Below are 17,170 nucleotides of genomic sequence, written 5' to 3'. Positions count from 1 at the left end.
GCCGGTCCGGTGCTGGTGTTTCCGGGGCAGGGTTCGCAGTGGGCGGGGATGGGCGTTGAACTGTTGGATTCCTCGCCCGCGTTCGCGGCGCGGATCGCGGAGTGTGAGCGGGCGTTGAAGCCGCATGTGGACTGGTCCTTGGCGCAGGTGTTGCGGGGGGACGGGTCCGCGTTGGATCGGGTGGATGTGGTGCAGCCGGTGTTGTGGGCGGTGATGGTGTCGCTGGCTGCGGTGTGGGCCGAGCACGGTGTCATCCCGACAGCGGTGGTGGGTCACAGCCAGGGCGAGATCGCCGCCGCCTGTGTGGCGGGGGCGCTGTCGTTGGAGGACGGTGCACGGGTTGTGGCGTTGCGCAGCCGGGCGCTGCGGCAGCTCGCCGGGGGCGGAGCGATGGCCTCCCTGGGCGTCGGACGGGAGCAGGCCGAGCGGCTGGTGGTCGATGCCCCGGGTGTCGGGATCGCGGCCGTCAACGGCCCTTCCTCCACGGTGGTGTCCGGGCCGCCGGAGCCGGTGGCGGCGGTGGTGTCGGCGTGTGAGGCGGTGGGGGAGCGGGCGCGGCTGGTGGACGTGGACTATGCCTCGCACGGTCCGCAGGTCGATGAGATCGCCGAGGAGCTGCGCGAGGTGCTGGCGGGTATCGAGCCGCGTTCTGCGTCTGTCGCTTTCTTCTCGACGGTGACGGGGGCGCGCATCGACACCACGACTTTGGATACCGAGTACTGGGTGACCAATCTACGTCGCCCGGTGCGGTTCGCCGACACCGTCGAGACCCTGCTGGCAGAGGGCCACCGGCTGTTCATCGAGGCCAGCCCGCACCCGGTGTTGGCCCTCGGTATGGAGGAGACTCGTGACGGGGTCGGGGTGGAGGCGGCTGTGGTTCCCACGCTGCGCCGGGACCAGGGCGGGTGTAATCAGCTGGCGTATGCCCTCGCGCAGGCGTTCTGCGCCGGAGCGCCGGTGGACTGGACGGCATGGCTGGGCGAGCGGCCGCTGGTCGACCTGCCGACCTACCCCTTCCAGCACGAGCGCTACTGGCTGGACGGCCGCTCCGGCACCTCCCAGGACCCGGCCGGACTCGGTCTCGTACCCGCCGGGCATCCGGTGCTCGGCGCCACCACGCAGCTCGCGGACACCGGGGCCCGGCTGCTCACCGGCAGGCTCGCGCAGCGGTCCCAGCCGTGGCTGGCCGACCACCGGGTGCTCGACAGTGTGCTGGTGCCGGGTGCGGCGCTGCTGGAGTGGGCGTTGCGGGCGGCCGACGAGGCAGGGTGCGGCCGCGTCGACGAGCTGACGCTGGCAGCGCCGCTGCACGTTCCGGACACCGGTGGCGTACGGATCCAGGTCGCGGTCGGGGCCGTCGGTGACGACGGCCGTTGTGAGGTGGCCGTGTACGCGCGCACCGAGGACGGCGACACGTCGTCCGCCGACGAACGCTCGTGGGAGTGCCATGCACGCGGTGTGCTCGGTCCAGCGCCTGCGGCCGCCGACGAGGACGTGGAGGACGTGGAAGGCGTCTGGCCACCGGCGGGCGCCGAACCGCTCGATCTGACGGACTTCTACGACACGGCCGCAGCAGGCGGATACACCTACGGCCCGGCCTTCCAGGGCCTGCGCGCCGCCTGGCGGGACGGCGACGAACTGTTGGCCGAGGTCGAGCTGCCGGAGGCGGCAGGACATGCCGAGGGCTTCGGGGTGCACCCCGCCCTCCTGGACGCCGCTCTCCAGTCCGCGTTGCTGGACGGCGGGGCGAAGGAGGAGGACGAGGACCGGGTGTGGTTGCCGTTCGCCTGGAGCGGCGTCTCGCTGTGGGCGACAGGGGCGACGACCGTGCGCGTACGGGTCACACCGGGCGCCGGGAGCGCGGACGGTCAGGGCGAGCGGGCCGTGCGGGTCACCGTGGCCGACGCGGTCGGCGCGCCGGTGCTGACCGTCGAGTCCGTGGTGCTGCGCGCCGCCGACCCCGAACAGCTCAGGGCAGCTCGCCAGGACGAGGTCGACGGCCTCTTCCGTACGGACTGGACCCCGCTGTCCGCACCGCCCGAGGCCGCTCGGGAGCGGTTGATGGGCGACGGCGATTGGGCCGTACTGGGCGCGGGGCAGGCTTCTTACGGGAACCTCGCCGAGCTGACGGCAGCGCTCGACGCAGGGGCTGCCGTACCCCCCGTCGTATTCGCCGACCTCGCCGACCTCGCCACGGCGGACGGGCGGGGCGGGCGGGGCGCCGGTTGGGAGGCACCGGACGGCGGCCTGCGTGCCGGCGCCGACGTGCTCGCCCTGGTCCAGGGCTGGCTGGCCGAGCCGCGGTTGGCCGCATGCCGACTGGTGGTGGTGACCAGGGGAGCGGTCGTGGCGGACGACGCCGACGACGGAGCGGAACTGGACCCGGCGGCGGCCGCGGTCTGGGGGCTGGTCCGCAGCGCGCAGTCCGAGGAGCCGGACCGTCTGCTCCTCCTCGACCTCGGCCCCGAGCACGAGGTGACCGGTACCGCCGCCACCGAGGCGGTCGTACGGGCCCTGGCCGCCGGTGAGCCCCAGGTCGCCGCGCGCGACGAACGGGTCCTCGTACCGCGTCTGACGCGTGCCGGGGCCCGGAAGCGGCCACCCCTGCATGGTCCCTGGCGACTGGACGCGGGTACGGGCGCTGGTTCCGGCGCCGGTTCCACCCTGGAGGCCGTGGTTCCGGTCGCCTGTCCCGAGGTGGCGGAACCGCCGGCTCGCGGCCAGGTGCGGATCGCGGTACGTGCGGCCGGCGTCAACTTCCGCGACGCACTGGTGAGCCTGGGCATGGCGCCCGGCCAGACCGGGCTCGGCAGCGAGGGAGCCGGCACGGTGACCGAGGTCGGGCCCGGAGTCTCAGGGCTCGCGGTCGGGGACCGGGTGATGGGGCTGTTCGAGGGGGCCTTCGGACCCCTCGCGGTGGCGGACGCACGGATGCTGACCAGGGTGCCGGAAGGCTGGGGTTGGCGGGAGGCCGCCGCGGTCCCCGTCGTCTTCGCGACGGCCTGGTTCGCACTCGTGGACCTGGCGCGGCTGCGGCCCGGCGAGTCGGTGCTGATCCACGCGGCCACCGGCGGGGTGGGCACCGCGGCGGTGCAGATCGCCCGCCACCTGGGCGCCGAGGTGTATGCCACGGCCGGCCCCGGCAAGCAGAGCGTGCTGGAGCACATGGGGATCGACGCCGAACACCGCGCCTCTTCCCGGGACCTGCACTTCGCCTCGGCCTTCCCCCAGGTCGATGCCGTCCTCAACAGCCTCACAGGCGAGTTCGTCGACGCCTCCCTGCGGCTGCTGCGCGAGGGCGGCAGGTTCCTGGAGATGGGCAAGAACGACATCCGTGACGCGGAGGAGATCACGGCCGCGCACCCGGGCGTCCGCTACCGGGCGTTCGACCTCATACCGGACGCAGGTCCCGACCGTATCGGGGAGATGCTGGCCGAGCTGGCGGAGCTGTTCGCCGCCGGTACGCTGCGGCCCGCTCCCGTGCGGGCCTGGCCGGTGGCGCGCGCCCACGAGGCGCTGCGCTGGCTGGGCCGCGCCCGGCACATCGGCAAGGTCGTGCTGGACGTGCCCCAGAGCCTGGACCCCGACGGCACCGTCCTCGTCACCGGCGGTACCGGCACCTTGGGCAGCCGTGTCGCCGAGCACCTCGCCGAGGTCTGGGGCGTGCGGCATCTGCTGCTGGTCAGCCGTCAGGGGCCCGAAGCACCCGGCGCACGAGAACTCGCGGCAAGACTCGCCGACCTGGGCGCCGAGGCACGCATCGTCGCGGCCGACATCACGGAGCGGGAGGCGGTGGAGCGGCTCGTCGCGTCGACCGGCCCCGAACACCCGCTCACCGGGGTGGTCCACGCCGCCGGTGCGCTGGACGACGGGGTGGTTGCGGCGCTGACCCCGGAACGGCTCGCGAGGGTGTGGGCGGTCAAGGCCGCCGCCGCCCACCATCTGCACACCGCGACCGCGCATCTGCCGCTCGGCATGTTCGTGCTGTTCTCCTCCAGCGCGGCGACGCTCGGCAGCCCCGGGCAGGCCAACTACGCCGCCGCCAACGCCTACTGCGAGGCCCTTGCCGTGCGTCGGCAGGCCGCCGGGTTGCCCGGTGTGGCCCTGGGCTGGGGCCTGTGGGCGGAGGCCAGCGGCATGACGGGGCAGCTCACCGACACCGACCTGGCCCGCATGGCCCGTACGGGGCTCGGCACGCTCACCACCGAGCAGGGCCTGCGCCTGTTCGACGCGGGGCACGGGCACGGTGCCCCGCACCTCCTCGCGCTGCGCCTCGACGTCCGTACGTCGGCCGCCCGGTCCGCCGACGGCCCACCGCCGCTCTTCCGCGCGCTCGTCACCGAGCCGGGAGGCGCGGCGCGTCGGACAGCGGCCGGAGCCGGCGGGCCCGCCGTCGCCGATCTGGGCAGCAGGCTGGCGGCTGTGCCGGAGGACGAGCGGCGCCGCGTGCTGCTCGACGTGGTGCGGTCGCACGCGGCGGCGGTCCTCGGCCATGCCGGGGCCGAGGCGATCGGTGCGGAAACCGCGTTCAAGGACGTCGGGTTCGACTCGCTGACCGCCGTCGAACTCCGCAACAGGCTGGCCGCGGCGAGCGGTCTGCGGCTTCCTGCCACGTTCGTCTTCCGCCACCCGACGCCCACGGCGGTGGCCACGTATCTGTATGACGAGCTCGGCCCCCGCACCGCGGGAGAAGGGAGCAGCGGCGGCGCGGCGTCCGCGCGTGCGCATCCGGTGTTCGCCGAGCTGGAGCGGCTGGAGCGGGCCATGGCACAGCACGCACCGGGCGACGACGCCCGCGAACGGCTGCTGCGCCGGCTGGAGGCCCTGGTCTGGCGGCTCGGCGACGACCGCACCGACCCCGGCGGCGCGAGCGGGAACGGAGAGGTGGCGGACGATGCCGCACTGGAGACCGCCTCCGACGACGAGCTGTTCGAACTGATCGACAGGGAAGTGCCGTCCTGATGGGGAGCGAGGACCGAACGATGCCGGGGACCGAAGTGCCGGGGACCGAAGCACCGAGGAACGATCTGCCGGGGACCGAGGACAAGCTCCGCCAGTATCTGCGGAAGGCCACCGCGGACCTCACCCGTACGCGTGAGCGGCTGCGCGACGCCGAGGAGCGCAACCGCCAGCCGGTGGCCATCGTCGGCATGGCCTGCCGCTACCCGGGCGGCGTCCGCTCCCCCGAGGAGCTGTGGGACCTGGTCGCCGAGGGCAGGGACGCCATCACCCCGTTCCCCGAGGACCGCGGCTGGGACCTGGACGGACTCTTCCACCCCGACCCCGACCACCCCGGCACCAGCTATGTGCGCGACGGCGGCTTCCTGCACGATGCCGACCGCTTCGACGCCGATTTCTTCGGGATCTCTCCACGTGAGGCGTTGGCGATGGACCCGCAGCAGCGACTGCTGCTGGAGGTCTCCTGGGAGCTGCTGGAGCGCGCGGGCATCGATCCGGGCGCGCTGCGCGGCACCCGCACCGGCGTCTACGCGGGAGTCTCCAGCCGCGACTACATGACCCGGATGCCCCACGTTCCCGAGGGCTTCGAGGGCTACGCCACCACCGGGACCCTGACCAGTGTCGTCTCCGGCCGCGTGGCGTACACCTACGGTTTGGAGGGCCCGGCCGTGACGGTGGACACGGCGTGCTCGTCGTCGTTGGTCGCCATCCACCTGGCGGCGCAGGCCCTGCGCCAGGGGGAGTGCGCACTCGCCCTCGCGGGCGGTGTCACCGCGCTCACCACCCCCACGGCTTTCGCCGAGTTCTCCCGGCAGCGCGGCCTCGCCCCCGACGGCCGCTGCAAGTCCTATGCGGCCTCGGCGGACGGGACGGGCTTCTCGGAGGGTGTGGGTCTGGTGCTGCTGGAGCGGCTGTCGGATGCGCGCCGCAACGGTCACCGGGTGCTCGCGGTCGTCCGGGGCTCCGCCGTCAACCAGGACGGCGCCAGCAACGGGCTCACCGCGCCCAACGATGCCGCACAGGAACGCGTCATCCAGCAGGCGCTCGCCCATGCGCGCCTGACCCCGGACCAGGTGGACGCCGTGGAGGGACACGGCACCGGCACCACCCTGGGCGATCCGATCGAGGCGCAGGCACTGCTGGCGACGTACGGGCAGGAGCGCGCGGCGGAGCGGCCGTTGTGGCTGGGGTCGGTCAAGTCCAACATCGGGCACACCCAGGCTGCTGCCGGAGTCGCCGGGGTCATCAAGATGGTGCAGGCGATGCGGCACGGTGTGCTGCCAGCCTCCCTCCACCTGGACGAGCCCTCGCCCCACGTGGACTGGTCGGCCGGTGCCCTGCGCCTGCTCACCGCCGCCACGGAGTGGCCGGTGGGGGAGCGTCCGCGCCGCGCGGGTGTCTCGTCGTTCGGGATCTCCGGGACCAACGCCCATCTGATCGTCGAGGAGGCGCCCGCACCGGAGCCGACGGCGGCGCCCGCCCCCGCCACGGACGTGGACGCGGACCAGGGCATCGTGCCGTGGGTGCTCTCGGCGCGGAACGAGGGCGCGCTGCGGGAGGCGGCCGGACGGCTGAGCGGAGTTTCTGGTTCGCCTGCCGAGGTGGGTTGGTCGCTGGTGGCGTCGCGGTCGGTGTTCGAGCAGCGGGCTGTGGTGCTGGGGGAGGAGCGGGAAGAGCTGACGGCGGGCCTGGTGGCGTTGGCGTCGGGTGAGCCGCATCCGGGGCTGGTGTGCGGAGAGAGGGCGGTGCCGGGGGCGGATGCCGGTCCGGTGCTGGTGTTTCCGGGGCAGGGTTCGCAGTGGGTGGGGATGGGTGTCGAGCTGCTGGATTCCTCGCCCGCGTTCGCGGCGCGGATCGCGGAGTGCGAGCGGGCGTTGAAGCCGCATGTGGACTGGTCGTTGGAGGACGTACTGCGGAGTGACGGCACCGAGCTGGCGCGGGTGGATGTGGTGCAGCCGGTGTTGTGGGCGGTGATGGTGTCGCTGGCTGCGGTGTGGGCGGAGTACGGGGTGCGGCCCGCGGCCGTGGTCGGTCACAGCCAGGGTGAGATCGCCGCCGCCTGTGTGGCGGGGGCGTTGTCGCTGGAGGACGGTGCGCGGGTTGTGGCGTTGCGCAGCCGGGCGCTGCGGCAGCTTGCCGGGGGCGGAGCGATGGCCTCGCTCGGGGTGAGCAGCGACGAAGCCCGGCGGCTGATCGACCAGGCGGGGCCGGGCGCCGGGGTCGCGGCCGTCAACGGCCCCTCCTCGACAGTTGTCTCGGGCCCGCCGGCGGCTGTTTCGGCCGTGGTGGCAGCCGCGCGGGAGGGGGGAGCGCAAGCGCGGCTGGTGGACGTGGACTACGCCTCGCACGGTCCGCAGGTCGATGAGATCGCCGAGGAGCTGCGCGAGGTGCTGGCGGGTATCGAGCCGCGTTCCGCGCCCGTCGCTTTCTTCTCGACGGTGACGGGGGCCCGTATCGAGACCACGACTTTGGATACCGAGTACTGGATCACCAATCTACGTCGCCCGGTGCGGTTCGCCGACACTGTCGAGACCCTGCTGGCAGAGGGCCACCGGCTGTTCATCGAGGCGAGTGCGCATCCGGTGTTGGCTCTGGGTATGGAGGAGACTCGTGACGGGGTCGGGGTGGAGGCGGCTGTGGTTCCCACGCTGCGCCGGGACCAGGGCGGGTGTAATCAGCTGGTGTATGCCCTCGCGCAGGCTTTCTGCGCGGGCGCGCCGGTGGACTGGACGGCATGGCTGGGCGAGCGGCCGCTGGTCGACCTGCCGACCTACCCCTTCCAGCGTGAGCGCTACTGGCTGCCCGACGTAGCGGCGTTCGACGGGTCCGAGGGCGACGAGGACGTGCCGGCGGTCACCGAGGAGGAGACCCGGTTCTGGAGCGCGGTCGAGGGGGGCGATCTCGACACGCTCACCGGCGAACTGCGGCTCGCCGACGACGCCGGTGCGCGCGACTCGCTCGGAACGCTGCTCCCCGCGTTCACCGGCTGGCGCCGGCGGCTCCGGGAACGGTCCGCCGTGGACTCCTGGCGGTACCGCGTCCGGTGGGCGCCGCTGCCGGAGGCGACCACCGAGGACCTGGGCGGGCACTGGCTCCTCGTACGGCCGACGGGTGGCGCCGAGGACTGGCTGAGCGTGTGCACCGAAGCGCTGGGGGACGTCCGCACGATCGAGGTCGACGCCGAGACGGGCCGGGACGAACTTGCCGCTCTCCTGAGGGAGTACGACCGTGACACGCCGCTGACAGGAGTGCTCTCGCTGCTGGCACTGGACGAACGGGGGCCGCTGCCCGGCGTGGCGCGCGGTCTCGGTGAGACCCTCACCCTCCTCCAGGCGCTGGTCGACTCCGGCATCGGGGCGCCTGTGTGGTGTGCGAGCAGGGGAGCGGTCGCCGTCGACGACGGTGAACGGCTGGACTCGCCCGAGCAGGCGCAACTGTGGGGTCTGGGCAGGGTGGCGGCGCTGGAGCACCCCGAGGAGTGGGGCGGACTGATCGATCTGCCGCCGGGGCCGCGAGGACTGGAGGCGGCTGCGCTGCGTGCCGCGCTCAGCGGCCCCGACGACCAGGTGGCGTTGCGGCCCTCCGGTATCCACGCGCGCCGCCTCGTGCCCGCCCCGCACGGTGCCGGCGACGGCGCGAGCGACGGCACCACCGGGTGGACCCCCCGCGGTACGGTCCTGGTCACCGGCGGCGTCGGGGGGCTGACGCCGCATCTGGCCCGCTGGCTCGCCGAGGGCGGCGCCGAACGCGTGGTGCTGTTGGACAGCGAGGCGGACGCGGCGCCGGGCGCCAAGATCCTCGCCGAGGAACTGGCCGAACTGGGCGCCGTCCTGGATGTCGACGACTGCGACCCCGCCGACCACGCGGATGTGACGGCCCTCGCCGAACGGCTGGCGGCAGAGGGTGCGCCCGTCGGCACGGTCTTCCACACCTCGGCCTCCGGCGAGCTGGCCCCGTTGGCGGAGCTTACGCCCGAGCGGCTCGCCGACGCGGTGCACGCGGGACAGGCCGGCGCGGCCCCCTATCTGGACGACCTGTGCGGTGCGCATCCGGACGGCACCGTCGTCTACTTCACCTCCGTCGCCGCCGTCTGGGGCAGCCGCGACCATGGAGCGTACGCGGCGGCGCACGCGTACATGGAGGCGCTGGCCCAGCGCCGCCGCGCCGACGGCGGCCGCGCAGTCTCGGTCGCCTGGGGGCTGTGGGATCTGCCGGAGAGCACCGGGGAACGCGGCACGGCAGCCCGACGGCAGGGTCTTCCGCCCCTCGATCCCCGGCTGGCGGTGACCGCGCTCGGCCGCCTCCTGGAGCAGGACGTCGCGCGGACGGTCGTCGCCGACGTCGCCTGGGACACCTTTCTGCCGCTGTTCACCCTGGCCCGGCCGAGCACGCTGTTCGACGAGGTGCCAGAGGCGCGGCGCGCACGGCGGCACACCGAAGCTGCCGGCACGGTGGCGGCCGGCGCGGACGAAGGGGCGGCCGTCGACCAGCAGTCGGCGCTCCGGCGGGAGATCGCGGCCCTCCCCGCCGCCGAACGCGGCGCACGGCTGCTCGCCCTCGTCCGGACGCACGTGGCCGCTGTTCTGCGCTACCGGTCGGCGGATCAGGTGGGCCCCGACCGTCCGTTCAAGGAGCTGGGCTTCGACTCCATCGCGGCGGTCGAGCTGCGCAACCGGCTGCGCGCCGCCACGGGCGTCGGCCTTCCCGCCACGGCGGCCTTCGACCACCCCACCCCGGCCGCCCTCGCCGACTGCCTGCTGAGCGGCCTGTTCCCCGAGGACGGCGCGGTCCACGCCGACGGAGCGGCGGACCACCTCCGAGAGCTGGAAGCGGTGCTCACCGCGCTGCCGCAGACCGATCCCCGCCGCACCGGCCTGGTGAACAGGCTGCGGGCACTCCTGTGGCGCCACGAGTCGGCGGAGGGCGAGGGCGGAGCGGACGAGGGGACGGTGGACGCCACGGCCGACGTCGGGGACGATCTCGCCGCGGCCACGGCCGACGACATGTTCGCGCTCCTGGACCGGGAACTGGGCGCCTGACACCGGTGGCGGCCGGGTCGCCCGACCCGGCCGCCACCGGTTCCCTCACTCGTGCCCTCCGTGCCCTGAGCGCGTCAGCTGTCCCCGTACGGCAGCGTCGCGAGGCGGCCGTAGCCGCCCCGGTAGAAGAGCAGCGGACGGTCCGCCTCACGGGCCCCCAGGTGCCGGACGCGCGTCACGACGATGGTGTGGTCACCGGCGGGGTGCTCGTCGTCGAGGGCGCACTCCAGCCACCCGATCGCCCCGTCGATGAGGGGCAGCCCCGAAGGCGAGGCCGACCACGCCAGCCCCCGGAACTTGTCGCTCCCGGCGGCGGCCATCCGGCGCGAGACGTCCCGCTGGTCCTCGCGCAGGATGTTGACGCAGACCAGCCCGGTGCCCCGGATGCGGGGCCAGGTCCGGCTGGTGCGGGCGACGCAGAAGGAGACCAGGGGCGGGACCAGCGAGACGGAGGTGAACGAGTTGACCGCGAGTCCGGCGGGCGAGCCCTCCGCCAGTCCGGTGACCGCGACCACTCCGGTCGCGAAGCGGCCCATCACCTCGCGGAACGCGGCCTGTTCCGGCGCGGTCGGTGTGCCCGGAGTTCGGATCGTGTGCGGCGTCATCCCGGCCTTCCCTCCGGTGGACGTGCGCGGCGGTCTTCCCGCTCTGCCCCTCACATCACTTCGCTTCGGCCCACCGACTCCGCCAGTTCCAGCAGGTGGGTCGCGACCCGGTCGGGGTGCTGGGCGTGGAGATCGTGGTCGGCGCCCTGGTACTCGTGGACGGTCGCGTGCGGCAGCCCCTCCGTGGCGCGGACCAGGGAGGCACGCAGCTGCTCGAAGAGCGCCAGCACATCCGGCGCTATCCGCCCGTTGTCCGGTACCGGGGTGGCGGGCAGCAGAGTGACCGGCTGGGTGATCCCGGCGTACAAGCGGCTCGGTGGGCAGCTCCACACGCTGCGCAGGATCGCCGTCCGCTGGCGCGGGGACAGCCGAGGGGACAGCGAGCCGTCGGCGCCGGTCCGGAGGGAGGACAACGACGCCTCGATCGCGCTGTCCGACCAGTCCGGGTGCATGGCGCGCAGATAGCCGCGCATGTCCTCCAGGGTGACCCCCTCCAAAGCGGGCCCGGCCATCGACATCATGGAGACGAACCGCTCCCAGGTCCCGTAGAAGACGGTCGCGTCGGTGTAGCCGCCCTCCACCAGAGCGAGCCCGGCGACGAAGGAGGGGTGCTCGGTGGCGAGGGTCAGCGCCACATCGGCGCCCCAGGAGTGGCCGCCGACGATCGCACGGGTCAGCCCGAGCTGTACGCCGGCCGCCAGCACGTCCGCCGCCGCGGCAGCGGTGCCGTACGTGTCGTCCTCGGGTGCCTCGGTCTCGCCGTGACCGCGCAGATCGACCGCGTAGACGGCGTGACCGGCGGCGCACAGCCGGGCTGCGACCTCGTCCCACAGCCTGGCGTTCGACGCCAGCCCGTGTACGAGGAGGAAAGCAGGGTCCGCCGCTCCGGGACGGTGGCGTACGCGCAGCGTCACCTCCTCGTCCAAGCGGACGCGGAGGTCCGTCGGCGCGCGGTCGGAGTCGGTCGTCCCGGCCTGCTCTGCGGTGTGCTCTGCCATGGCTCCTTCTCCGGACGTGACCGCGGTGCCCGGGCTGTCCGCCTCAGCCGCGCGGGTCCCGGGGTTTCTCGGCGGAGGCGAGGACGTACTCCCTCGTCGTCGCGCGCAGATCGGTGAGCTTGACGTGCCAGGTGATGCTGTTCTTCTGCTTGGAGGAGCGGTAGCGCGGGTCCCGGAGCAGCTTGGCGCACCGCTCACGCACGTACTCCGCGTTCGGCACCAGCACCCGGTCGGTGACGTCCCGGACCGTCACCGGGGCGAATCCGGCGCTGGTGAGCCGCTCCGCGTACACCTGCCGCGAGTACCAGTTCTCGTCCGGGATGACGCGCTTGCGGCGCCACTCGTCCAGCCGCCCCAGCAGGCTCTTCCCGCCGGTTCCCGCGGGCGCGGGCAGCGGGTCGGTCGTGGCGAGGATGCCGCCGGGCCGCAGCACCCGGAAGGCCTCGGCGAAGAATCGGTCGCGGGTGTGGAAGTGGGCCGATGCCTCCAACGCCACCACTGCGTCGAACGAGCCGTCCTCGAACGGCAGCGAGGTGGCGGAGCCCACCCGCAGGTCGAGCCGGTCGGCGAAGCCCAGTTCCTCAGCGCGCTGCTGTGCCGCCGCCACCTGGCTCGGTGTCACATTGATGCCGACGATCTCCCGGGGCTTGCGGGTGCGCAGCCAGTGGAAGTCCTGTTCGGCGAAGCCGAATCCGACGTCCAGCACCCGGTCGCCCGCTCCGATGCCGGCCGCCTCACCCAGCTCCTCGGCCAGGGCCTGGCACGCGTCGTCGTGGTCCGTGCACCCGGGAGCCCAGTAGCCGTAGTTCATATAGAGGCTGTCGTTGCCGAGGATGTCGCGGTAGAAGCCGTCGTCGCGCATCCGGTCGAGGACCTCGTAGAACGAGCGCACCCGGTCGTCGGGCGTCTCGGAGGAGCGGAACATCCGCCGGACCTTCGCCAGCTTGCCCTGGGAGGTGCGGCTACGTTCACCAGTGATCGGTTGATTGCTCATCTTCGCCCTTCTACGAAGGTGTCCCCAGCGTCACGGGCAGGTGAGCGAGCTGCCGGATGAGTGGGAGCGGCTTCCAGTCGAGTTGTTCTCGGGGTACGGCGAGCGCCAGGTGGGGGTAGGTGCCGAGGAGGGCCGTGAAGGCGACCTCGGCCTCCTGGTTGGCCAGTGAGGCGCCCAGGCAGTAGTGGGGGCCGTGGGAGTAGGCGAGATGGTGCGCGCCGGCGGCGCCGGCGGGACGGGTGATGTCGAGGCGGTCCGGGTCGGGGTAGCGCCGCGGATCGTGGTTGGCCGAGCCGAGGACGACCTGCACGCACTCGCCCTGCCTGATGAGTGTGTCCCCGACCGTCACGTCCTCGGCCGCGTACCGCAGCATGCCCACGACGATGGGGCTGCACCAGCGCAGCAGCTCCTGCACGGCCCCGGGCATCAGTTCCGGACTCCCGCGGAGCAGCGCGAGCTGGTCGGGGTGGGTCAGCAGCGCGACCAGGCCGTTGCCGAGGAGATGCGCCGTCGTCTCATGACCCGCGATCATCAGCGTCAGCACCATGGTGATCAGCTCGGTGTCCGACAGCCGGCCGTTATCCTCGTCGTGCGCCTGGAGGAGGGCGGTGAACAGATCGTCCGTGGGCTCGGCCCGCCGCTGCTCGGCCAGTTCGCGCAAGTACGTGCTCATGGCGGCGAGCATCGTGTCCATGCGGCCGATGTCGGCGCTGGTGTAGTCCTCGCTCCAGGACCGCCACCGGGGCCGGTCGGACGCGGGCACGCCGAGCAGTTCGCAGATCACGGTGATCGGCAGCGGATAGGCGAAGTGCTCGATGAAGTCGACGGTTCCGTCCGGGCCGGCATGGCCGGGCAGTGTGGTGAGCAGTTCGTCGGTGAGGACGCGCACCCGTGGGCGGAGCTCTTTGACCCGCCGGGCCGAGAACGCCCGTGTGACCAGCTTCCGCAGCCGGGTGTGGTCCGGTGGATCGGTGTGCACCAGGTTGCCGGCCAGATAGGGGACGCGGTCGCGGGAGACTCCCATGCCCACGAGCGTCTCCGCACGGGCGTCGACGGTGCTGCCCGGGAGGGAGAGGGAGTTGTTGACGAAGCGCCGGTCGCCGAGCACCGTGCTCACGTCGTCATGACGCGTGACGATCCAGACGGGTCGGCCACCGAGGTCACCTCGTGCGACGGGCGCCTCCTCCCGGATGACCCCGAAGCCGCCGTATGGGTCGTCGATCAGTCCGGGGTCGCTCAGGGAATAGATGTGCGTGGTTTCCATCAAGGGCGTCCTTGTCGCACTGAGCGGCGGCCGGTATCGGCGGACGCTCGTCCCCGGCCGCTCGCCGGTCGAGTTCGAAGAAGGCGGGTGGATTCCCTTCTCTCCGGTCGGGTGTATTCCGCCGGATTGCAGCCTCGCGCCCGCCTCTAAAGCCGACCTAATCTGTGGCCTGGCTCCTTCCGCGGTGCCCCGGAATTGCCGCGGACCGGCTTCCGTCCAGCCGCTTTAGAGGGGCGTTATCGGGGCTCGTATGGTCGCTGCGCTGGTGTACTCCGGGCAAGCTTTCACGACCTGTCCGATCTCCGAGCACTCAGAAGGAGTGTTATGACGTCCTCATCGCTCAGGCCGACTCCCGATCAGATGACCGACTACTACGACGGGATGGGGGCGCTGCTGCAAGTCGCCTGGAACGACAATCTGCACTTCGGGTACTGGGACGGGCCCGAGGACGAGAGCTCGATCGAGGAGGCCACCAACCGCTTCACCGACATGCTGGCCGCGCGGCTCAGGGTGGGGCCCGGCGACCGGGTCCTGGACGCGGGCTGCGGTATCGGGAAGCCGGCGATCCAGGTGGCTCGCACGACCGGTGCCGAGGTGCTGGGCATCTCCATCAGCCCGCACCAGGTCGAGCAGGCCGGTGAGCGGGCCGAGCGCGAGGGAATGACCGACCGGGTGTCCTTCCAGCATGTCAACGCGATGGACATGCCCTTCGAGTCCGAGTCCTTCGACGCGGTGCTCGCCTTCGAGTCGATCATCCACATGGACCGCCCCGCCGCGCTGCGCGAGTTCGCCCGGGTGCTCAAGCCCGGTGGCCGGGTGGCCCTCACGGATGTGACCGTCGTGCAGGAGGACCCCGGGAACATCGAGTTCTTCGAGGGGTTCCCGCGCAAGCAGCCGGCGAAGAACGAAGCGCACATCGCGAGCGTCGTCGAGCCCGGTGACTACCCCGGGTTGATGACGGACGCCGGGCTCCAGCTCGACGAGTTGCTGGACGTCACGGAGAACACCAAGCGGACCTTCAACCTGCTGCTCGACGGTGTGATCAAACACCGCAGGGAGTTCGAGCGCAAGCACGGGATCACGGCCGAGGAGGTGCTCGGCTCGTCCACCGTGGAGGACCCCGGAAAGGGCCCGGGCTGCGTGGTCGTCACCGCCCACAAGCCGTAACAGCCCGTCGATCCAGCCCAGGTCACCCGACAGGAGGTGGGCCGCTTGCGTGTGCTCTTCGTGACGTTTGCCTGGAAAACGCACTTCTATCCGATGGTGCCGCTCGCCTGGGCACTGCAGGCAGCCGGGCACGAGGTGCGGGTGGCCAGTGAACCGGAACTCCTCGACACCGTGACGGAAGCCGGACTCACGGCCGTCTCCGTCGGCCCCGAGGAGACCCTGGAACAGCGCATCCGGCGCACCCAGGAAGAGGGCGATCTCCCGAAGGGGCCGATCGTTCCCCCCTTCTCGACCGACTCCCTGTACGAGATCGGGGACGGGTACCGGGAAGGGCTGCCCTGGGAGGACATCACCTGGCTGTTCGACAACGTCGTGGTGCCCCGGACACGGTTGCTCAACGACGGCATGGTCGACGATCTGGTGGCGTTCAGCCGCTCCTGGCAGCCCGACCTCGTGCTGTGCGACGTGGTGACCAACGCCGGCGCGGTGGCCGCCGATGTCGTCGGGGCCGCGCACGGGCGGCTGCTGTTCTGGCTCGATCTCAGCCTCAGGATGCGCCGCGATTTCCTGCGCGCCAAGGAGCAGCAGCCGCTCGCCGCTCGTCCCGACGCGCTGCGCGACTGGTACGCGGGCTGGGCGCAGAAGTACGGGAGCGACTTCTCCGAGGAGCTGGTCACAGGGCAGTTCGCGATCAACGTACTGCCCGAGCCGTACCGCTTGGAGCCCCACGCGCACACCCTGTCCATGCGCTACGTCCCGTACAACGGACGCTCCGTCGTGCCGCCCTGGCTTTACGAGCCGCCGCGGGCGCCGCGGGTCCTCATGACGTTCGGTATCTCGGCCAGGCAGCTGGCCGAGCTCCAGGTCATGTCTGTCGAACAGGTGCAAGGCATCCTGGACGCGCTGGCGGACCTGGACATCGAACTGGTCCTCACACTCCCCGAAGAGGCACGACAGCAGCTGGACAGTGTTCCGGACAACACCCGGATCGCGGACTTCGTCCCGTTCAACGTCGTCGCTCCCACCTGCTCCGCCGTGATCCACCACGGCGGTGCGGGCAACTTCAACGGCACGCTGCTGCACGGAGTTCCGCAGCTCCTGGTGGACAGTGCCGTCGACGCGCCGGCCAAGCGCATCGTGCTCGAGAAGACGCGGGCCGGGCTCTCCGTCTCACCGGACGAGGCCACCGGGCCCCGGGTCAGGGAAATGCTGGAGCAACTGCTGGGCGACGGGGCGTTCCGCGCGGGAGCGCAGCGACTGCAGCGGGAGGCCCTGGACCAGCCCACCCCCGGCGCGCTGGTCCAGGAGCTGGAACGGCTGGTGGCCGGAGACCGGGAGTCGCGTCCGCGTCCGTGACCGCTCCACACGCACCCACAGGTGCCCGGACCCGAGTTCGCTTCGGGACCGGGCACCTGTGGGTGCGCAGGCGGTGGGAGGTCAGTCGATGCTGTGGCACTCGGCCGTGTGCGGGTAGTCGCCCCCGCCCGGCAGGGAGACCGTCGAGGTGACGTCGAAGCGCCCCGGCCCGATCCACTTGTAGTCGTCCGTGAGCTTCATGTGTGCGCCCTCCGCCTCACCGTCGGGGTCGGGCTCGGACACGCCGATGAACTCGCCGGTGAAGACCAGGTGCCCGTCCTTCCAGCCCGGGGAGGTCGTGATGCTGGTGGTGCCCCAGTTGTCATGGTATTGCCGGAAGTACACACGATCCACCGGGTTCCAGCCCGTGACGTCCCGTGCCCTGATGGTGCCGGGCTCGATCGAGATGGTGCTGTAGGAGAAGTGTCCGCCCATGGCCTTCTTGACCTTGACGTACGACACCGTCTTCTCGATCCCGTTGGGCGGCGGCGGGGAGACCTCGACGCACTTCCACGAACCCAGCAGACGCTGCATCTCCCGCATCTGCGGCGGGGGCGGCAGCTTGCCGCGGGGCTTCTTGTGCGCGGCGGTACTCGACTTGTGCGCGGCGGTCTTCGACGCGGACGCGGCGTCCGGGCCGCCGTTCCCGTCCCGGGTGCCGGCCGACGAAGGGCCTGCCAGCAGCGCGGTCATCCCCAGTGCCAGGCCGGCGGCGCCGACCGTGCGCAAGGATGTACCGCGCCGCCGCTGACCAGCGGTGCGTGTGCTCATAGTCAACTCCAGTCGGT

9 protein-coding genes are annotated in these 17,170 nt (G+C 72.2%); 4 read left to right on the top strand and 5 right to left on the bottom strand.

Annotated features, from left to right (window positions below; genetic code table 11):
• Together JW613_RS14530 and JW613_RS36395 are read left to right on the top strand one after the other, a co-directional pair.
• Positions 1-4,962 (top strand): SDR family NAD(P)-dependent oxidoreductase (locus JW613_RS14530; RefSeq protein WP_209211222.1); only part of this gene is annotated, 4,962 nt, incomplete at its 5' end.
• A 20-nt stretch (positions 4,963-4,982) separates the two neighbouring features.
• On the top strand, positions 4,983-9,998 hold the full coding sequence (locus JW613_RS36395; RefSeq protein WP_372447941.1) for a type I polyketide synthase: 5,016 nt from the start codon (positions 4,983-4,985) through the stop codon (positions 9,996-9,998).
• Between the two features lie 74 nt (positions 9,999-10,072).
• On the opposite strand, the gene JW613_RS14520 is transcribed toward JW613_RS36395, so the two are convergent.
• Genes JW613_RS14520 through JW613_RS14505 form a run of 4 tightly spaced genes read right to left on the bottom strand, consistent with a single transcriptional unit; the run spans position 10,073 to position 13,859 of the window.
• Positions 10,073-10,603 carry a flavin reductase family protein gene (locus JW613_RS14520; protein WP_209211220.1) on the bottom strand — a complete coding sequence of 177 codons (531 nt, stop codon included), beginning with the start codon at positions 10,601-10,603 and terminating at the stop codon, positions 10,073-10,075.
• Between the two features lie 50 nt (positions 10,604-10,653).
• Positions 10,654-11,601, bottom strand: coding sequence for an alpha/beta fold hydrolase (locus tag JW613_RS14515; protein WP_209211219.1), 948 nt, complete (start codon positions 11,599-11,601; stop codon positions 10,654-10,656).
• Between the two features lie 43 nt (positions 11,602-11,644).
• Entirely contained in the window at positions 11,645-12,595 is a 951-nt protein-coding gene (locus JW613_RS14510; protein ID WP_209211218.1) for an SAM-dependent methyltransferase, read from the bottom strand.
• A 10-nt stretch (positions 12,596-12,605) separates the two neighbouring features.
• The gene (locus JW613_RS14505; protein WP_209211217.1) at positions 12,606-13,859 is read right to left on the bottom strand and encodes a cytochrome P450 family protein; all 1,254 of its coding nucleotides are present in this window, start codon (positions 13,857-13,859) and stop codon (positions 12,606-12,608) included.
• A 324-nt stretch (positions 13,860-14,183) separates the two neighbouring features.
• Here JW613_RS14505 and JW613_RS14500 point away from each other — a divergent pair, with 324 nt between their 5' ends.
• Complete coding sequence (locus JW613_RS14500; protein WP_209211216.1) at positions 14,184-15,026, top strand: SAM-dependent methyltransferase; 843 nt, start codon at positions 14,184-14,186, stop codon at positions 15,024-15,026.
• A 51-nt stretch (positions 15,027-15,077) separates the two neighbouring features.
• The gene (locus JW613_RS14495) at positions 15,078-16,382 is read left to right on the top strand and encodes an activator-dependent family glycosyltransferase (RefSeq protein WP_307865901.1); all 1,305 of its coding nucleotides are present in this window, start codon (positions 15,078-15,080) and stop codon (positions 16,380-16,382) included.
• 81 nt (positions 16,383-16,463) lie between these two features.
• On the opposite strand, the gene JW613_RS14490 is transcribed toward JW613_RS14495, so the two are convergent.
• Entirely contained in the window at positions 16,464-17,153 is a 690-nt protein-coding gene (locus JW613_RS14490) for a hypothetical protein (protein WP_209211214.1), read from the bottom strand.
• Positions 17,154-17,170 lie beyond the last annotated feature (17 nt).

This window comes from Streptomyces smyrnaeus (genome assembly GCF_017676345.1).
In the GTDB taxonomy this organism is placed as follows: Bacteria; Actinomycetota; Actinomycetes; order Streptomycetales; family Streptomycetaceae; genus Streptomyces; species Streptomyces smyrnaeus.
Note: the sequence above shows the minus strand (reverse complement) of the source record. Positions and strands in the feature narration are given on the sequence as shown.

Excerpts from the sequence above, each read along its gene's own strand:
- JW613_RS36395 (WP_372447941.1), top strand. The coding sequence starts at position 4,983 with ATGCCGGGGACCGAAGTGCCGGGGACCGAAGCACCGAGGAACGATCTG.
- JW613_RS14520 (WP_209211220.1), bottom strand. The coding sequence starts at position 10,603 with ATGACGCCGCACACGATCCGAACTCCGGGCACACCGACCGCGCCGGAA.
- JW613_RS14515 (WP_209211219.1), bottom strand. The coding sequence starts at position 11,601 with ATGGCAGAGCACACCGCAGAGCAGGCCGGGACGACCGACTCCGACCGC.
- JW613_RS14510 (WP_209211218.1), bottom strand. The coding sequence starts at position 12,595 with ATGAGCAATCAACCGATCACTGGTGAACGTAGCCGCACCTCCCAGGGC.
- JW613_RS14505 (WP_209211217.1), bottom strand. The coding sequence starts at position 13,859 with ATGGAAACCACGCACATCTATTCCCTGAGCGACCCCGGACTGATCGAC.
- JW613_RS14500 (WP_209211216.1), top strand. The coding sequence starts at position 14,184 with ATGACGTCCTCATCGCTCAGGCCGACTCCCGATCAGATGACCGACTAC.
- JW613_RS14490 (WP_209211214.1), bottom strand. The coding sequence starts at position 17,153 with ATGAGCACACGCACCGCTGGTCAGCGGCGGCGCGGTACATCCTTGCGC.